Origin of the sequence: Mesorhizobium sp. M7A.F.Ca.US.005.03.2.1, assembly GCF_003997795.1 — a bacterium.
GTDB classification, from domain to species: domain Bacteria; phylum Pseudomonadota; class Alphaproteobacteria; order Rhizobiales; family Rhizobiaceae; genus Mesorhizobium; species Mesorhizobium ciceri.
In genome coordinates, this window is the sequence record NZ_RZRP01000508.1 from 1 (window position 1) to 4,655 (window position 4,655).

The 4,655-nt window shown below is 62.8% G+C and carries 5 protein-coding genes and 1 riboswitch; of the genes, 2 read left to right on the forward strand and 3 right to left on the reverse strand.

From position 1 onward, the window contains the following. Positions 1 to 130 precede the first annotated feature (130 nt). Complete coding sequence (locus EN991_RS24230; RefSeq protein ID WP_127369708.1) at positions 131 to 739, reverse strand: YkoF family thiamine/hydroxymethylpyrimidine-binding protein; 609 nt, start codon at positions 737 to 739, stop codon at positions 131 to 133. Continuing rightward, positions 730 to 843: riboswitch (TPP riboswitch) on the reverse strand. It overlaps the preceding gene by 10 nt. 183 nt (positions 844 to 1,026) lie before the next feature. Between EN991_RS24230 and EN991_RS24235 the strand changes: the two genes are divergently transcribed. After that, positions 1,027 to 1,344 carry a hypothetical protein gene (locus tag EN991_RS24235; protein WP_013530794.1) on the forward strand — a complete coding sequence of 106 codons (318 nt, stop codon included), beginning with the start codon at positions 1,027 to 1,029 and terminating at the stop codon, positions 1,342 to 1,344. A 69-nt stretch (positions 1,345 to 1,413) separates the two neighbouring features. On the opposite strand, the gene msrA is transcribed toward EN991_RS24235, so the two are convergent. Together msrA and EN991_RS24245 are read right to left on the reverse strand one after the other, a co-directional pair. Continuing rightward, on the reverse strand, positions 1,414 to 1,932 hold the full coding sequence (gene msrA / locus EN991_RS24240) for a peptide-methionine (S)-S-oxide reductase MsrA (RefSeq protein ID WP_064993901.1): 519 nt from the start codon (positions 1,930 to 1,932) through the stop codon (positions 1,414 to 1,416). An 82-nt stretch (positions 1,933 to 2,014) separates the two neighbouring features. After that, positions 2,015 to 3,562 carry a glycosyltransferase family 39 protein gene (locus EN991_RS24245; protein WP_127369709.1) on the reverse strand — a complete coding sequence of 516 codons (1,548 nt, stop codon included), beginning with the start codon at positions 3,560 to 3,562 and terminating at the stop codon, positions 2,015 to 2,017. A gap of 299 nt (positions 3,563 to 3,861) precedes the next feature. On the opposite strand from EN991_RS24245, the gene EN991_RS24250 reads away from it, so the two are divergent. Continuing rightward, positions 3,862 to 4,569, forward strand: a complete 708-nt coding sequence (locus EN991_RS24250) for a hypothetical protein (protein ID WP_127369710.1) — start codon at positions 3,862 to 3,864, stop codon at positions 4,567 to 4,569. The last annotated feature ends 86 nt before the right edge of the window (positions 4,570 to 4,655 follow it).

Below are 4,655 nucleotides of genomic sequence, written 5' to 3' on the forward strand. Positions count from 1 at the left end.
GCCATCAGGAGCAAACCGGCCGAGATCATGGCCGGCATTGCCTTGACGAGAAAGCTCGCGATCGGGCGCGAAGCGACTGATGATGAGACCACGGGAGATAACCTTTGACGGCCGCGAGAGCGGCGCGGCTTCAGACGGCCGACGGGCTGTTGGCCGAGACCGTGACGTCGAGGGTTACGTGGCCAGCGCCCGGTCCGAAACGGCAGAAAGCCTCGTCCAGCGCCGAAAAGATCGCACCGGCGTCACCGCGCAGTTTCGTGCAGAAATGCTTGGAGCGCTCATAGACGCCGGACTGCTTGAGAAAGTCTATGCAGCCGTAGATCTCGTCCATGTGGTCGTCTGTGCCCATCACATAGAGCGAGAACTGCGCCGCCGCCGGCTGGCCGGTGGCAGCAGCATTGCGCACCGCCGCGACGGCCGCATCTTTACGCGGGCCGAGTGGCCCGACGGGCCTGCCAAACGCATCGGAGCGGCAGATCGGATCATCCGGCTCGCCCGGGCAGCCGCGCGAGATGGTGGCCGACAACACGCAATGTTTGCCGCTGCGTGCCGCCGCCACGAAGAGGTCGCGCATGGCAGGAAACAGCACTTCGGGCGGCCCGACCAGCAAGGTCGAGATGTCGTCGGTCTCGATCCTGAGTTTGTCGCGCCAGGGATCGAGCGCACCGAGCGCGCCAAGGATGACACCGACGAAATCGTCGGTCATGGGATATAGGGAAATCTGTGCGCCTGAAAACATCGCCCGCCTCGCTCCGCTGGTATTACCCAGATCAGCTTCTAGGGTCTGTGGGCTTGCCGCCCCCGTCTCAGCCCCGACCGTACGGAGCACCCCTGTGGATGTGCGCCTTAAAGCATCATTCGAGTTGAAGGAAAAGCCGTTTTTTTATCGCACTGCGCCAAAAGCATTGCGCCAGGGCGGGAGCGGTTGGCTCTGCCGGCGCGAGAATTTATCGGGAACCTTCACCAGGCCGCGAGGTTGTCCCACCAGTCGCTACGCGACGAGTTCACAGACAATGGAGACAAACCATGTTCATGAAAATCCTCGCAGCTTCGGCGCTCACCATTGGCCTGGCGACATCGGCCATGGCGCAGAGCAATGGCACAAGCGGCACCGACGGATCCGGCGGCAGCGGCAAGTCGGTCACCGTCGACCCAAATACGCCGGCTTCGCCGAACACGGTAGACCCCGGCACGACCAACAGTACGACGGTAGCACCGGGCGCCACGAATTCAAACGCGGATGAAAATTGCCCTGCCCATCCGCAGGGCGCACAGCCCGATGCCAGTGGTACGTCGCCGGGCACCACCGCGCCGACAGTTAACGACAACCATTGCGGCAAGTAGGAATTGCAATGAAAAGAAGCCGCGGAGCGAGCGCTCCGCGGCTTCTCAAATCCTGTCGTATCAGTGTATCTACGGCACCGCTTTTTCCCGAACCGGCAGCTTCCACCCCGGCCTGACGAAGTGGCAGGTGTATCCGTTGGGATATTTCTCCAGATAGTCCTGATGCTCGGGCTCGGCTTCCCAGAAGGGGCCAACGGGTGCGACTTCGGTGACGACCTTGCCCGGCCACAGGCCCGAGGCATCGACATCGGCGATCGTGTCCTCGGCGATGCGCTTCTGTTCGTCGCTGGTGTAGTAGATAGCCGAGCGATAGCTCATCCCGACATCGTTGCCCTGACGGTTGCGGGTCGTCGGATCGTGGATCTGGAAGAAGCGTTCCAGCAGCGTGCGATAGCTTATGATGGCCGGATCGAAATTGATCTCGATGGCTTCGGCATGGCTGCCGTGGTCGCGGTAGGTGGCGTTGGGCACGTCGCCGCCGCTGTAGCCAACACGGGTGGAAATGACGCCGGGATAGCGCCGTATCAAATCCTGCATACCCCAGAAGCAGCCACCGGCAAGGACTGCGCGTTCGGTCGAAGTCGCCATATCACGTCTCCTCAAAGGCAAGTTTGTCTGGACATAGATGGGCATTGTCACCTGCTTCGTCCAGCGGACCGGCGGATCTGCTTCAGTTGCTCGGTCGGGCGAGGCCGTCGATAGCACCCGGCAACTGCCGCGCGCCAGGCGGAATGGCGGCGAAGCTGATCGCCACCGGCGGCGCCTTGAGCGACCAGTCGAAAAGAACGGTTTTGACCGGGATGTCGCCCACCCACGCCTGCAGATAAGATGGCACATCGCGCCCGGGCCAGACCAGCAATATGCCATGCTCGCGCAGCCGCTCCTTGGTGATCCAGGGGGCGTACTGCATGTTCAGTTCGGTGAAGATCGACGGCTTGTCATAGGCATTGAGGCCCGCCAGCGGCGCAATAAGGGCATGGCCGCCGACGATGTCGAGCCGATCGGGCGTCGCAGCGTGCCAGACAGCCTCTGCCTCATCCGAGATCTTTTGCGCCGGCCAGCAGACGGCGTCCATGCGCCCACGCAGATTGCATTTCGTCCAGCGGATGCCCGCATAGGCACCGGATATGCCGACAATGGAGATGAGCGCGCAGATCGCCAGCTTTCGCATCTCGATGGCGCCGAGGCGATGGCCCAGCAAGGCGAGCGCCACAACGCCAGCAAGATTGTACATCGGCGCGCCCCAGGCCTCGCCGGCGCCGGTGAACAGGGACGCCACCATGACGAGGATCGCCGGGCCAACCCCCATCCACAAGAGATAGACCAGCGTGCCGCGCCCGACGGGCTTTTGCGGCGCGGGCGAGCGCCGCAGCAGCCCTGATATCGCCAGCACCAGAAGAAAGCCGCCGAGCCCGGCCATCTGGACGCCGATATAATAAAAGCGGGAGCGATGGGCCACCACCCACTGATCGCGCCAGGCGGCATAGGTCAGCGGCAGGAAATCGACGCGGCAGAGTTCGGCGGCCAGTGGAGCGGCGACAGCGCCGAAAACCGCGAGCCCGAGCCATGGCCAGGGCGTGGCGAGCCGACTGCGTGCGCGTGTGTCCGACAGCAGCCAGATCGCCCCGAAAAGCAATAATAGGCCGGTGGAAAGCTTGGCATAGAGCCCGACGCTCGACACCAGCCCGAGCGCCAGCCACCAGCCCGGCCCACCACCACGGCCCGCACGCCACAACAGCCAGCAGATAGCGGCCCAGAAGGGCATCTGCGCGTAGTCATGATTGAACTGTGGGGTCGGCCAGCCGAAGAAATAGAGCGACGGCATCAGAAGCACGGCGGCCAGCGCGCGGGTTCGCCCGAGCATGTCGCGGGCCAGCAGATAGACTAGCACGAAAGTGGCCGAGATCGTTAGCTGAGCCACGAGATATTGCGGCCAGCGGAACGATCCGGTCAGAAGATGGCTGATCTCGAGCAGCCAGCCGGGAAGCTGTGGATGCTTGTAGGTCAACAGCACCCATTCGCGGCCCCACATGAAGCCTTCGACGACATCGTTGGGCGGTGACACGTCGACAAGCGCGGGCGCCACGGTCCAGCACAGGATCTGTGTCAGGCATAAAAGCGCTAGGCCGGCTTCTGGATAGCGCGTCAGCCCCTGCCAGATCGACGACTGCCGCCAGTCGCCTGGAACAGAACTGCCGACCGGCAGCCAACCGTTCATGGGTTCGTCGATTCGCGTCATGCGGTGGATAAATCACACCGGACGGTTTTTGGAACAGCCCAGAACTCGAAGCTTACGAAAATGTATACTTGGGTGACCATGGCAAAACCAAGATTGAGGCAGAGTTTCGCGCCACCATGCCGCCTCTCTCATCATCACATGCCAGCAGGACAACAATGGAACACGCCGTCCCGGAGCGCCCTGAACATGCCGGGCACGGCGCATCGGGCGTGATCGCGGCAGGCGTCGCCTACGCCTGACCGGTTCCCGTCCCCAAAAAAGCATCCAGGATTTGATAAATGCGCCACCACCATGCCATCATCCACTACCGTGCGCTCGATTTCTGGATGGCCCGTGCGGCCGTTCTCGTGATCATCTGCCTGCAGCTTCTGGTCATCAACAATCTCTCATTCGGGCCGCGCTGGCTAGCGCCCGCACTGGAGGCCGCTCTGCTGCTGCCCTTGTCGGTGGCCACCGCCTGGACACAGGCCGCCACCCGCAAGGCGGTCGAGGACCACGAGTGGCATGCGATCGGCCAGTTTCGGGTCATGATCCGCAGAACAGCCCTGACCATGACCGCCATCATCAGCATCATGAACTGCGGTTCGCTGGTCCTGCTGGTGCGTGCCTTGCTGGAGGGCCATGGCGGCAACAGCGGCACGACGCTGCTGATCGACGCACTCAACATCTGGGTCACCAACGTCATCGTCTTTGCCTTGTGGTTCTGGAGCACCGACCGCGGCGGCCCGCCGACCTGCGGCCTCGTCAAGCTTGCGCAGGCCGATTTCCTGTTCGCGCAGATGACGTTGAACGACCGTGACCTCCGAGATTGGCTGCCCGGTTTCGTCGATTATTTCTTCCTCGCCTTCACCAATGCGACAGCGTTTTCGCCCACCGATACCTTGCCCCTTTCCCAGCGCGCCAAGCTGCTGATGATGGCCGAGGCCATGATCTCGCTGCTGACCATCGCGCTGGTCGCGGCACGCGCGGTCAACATCCTCGCTTGATCGGCCCGACACGCGAAATAGCCCGCCCGGCGCACCGGAACGGGCTATTTTGGGTTGCCTTCGACAGTTGAAATGCAGCGCCGGAC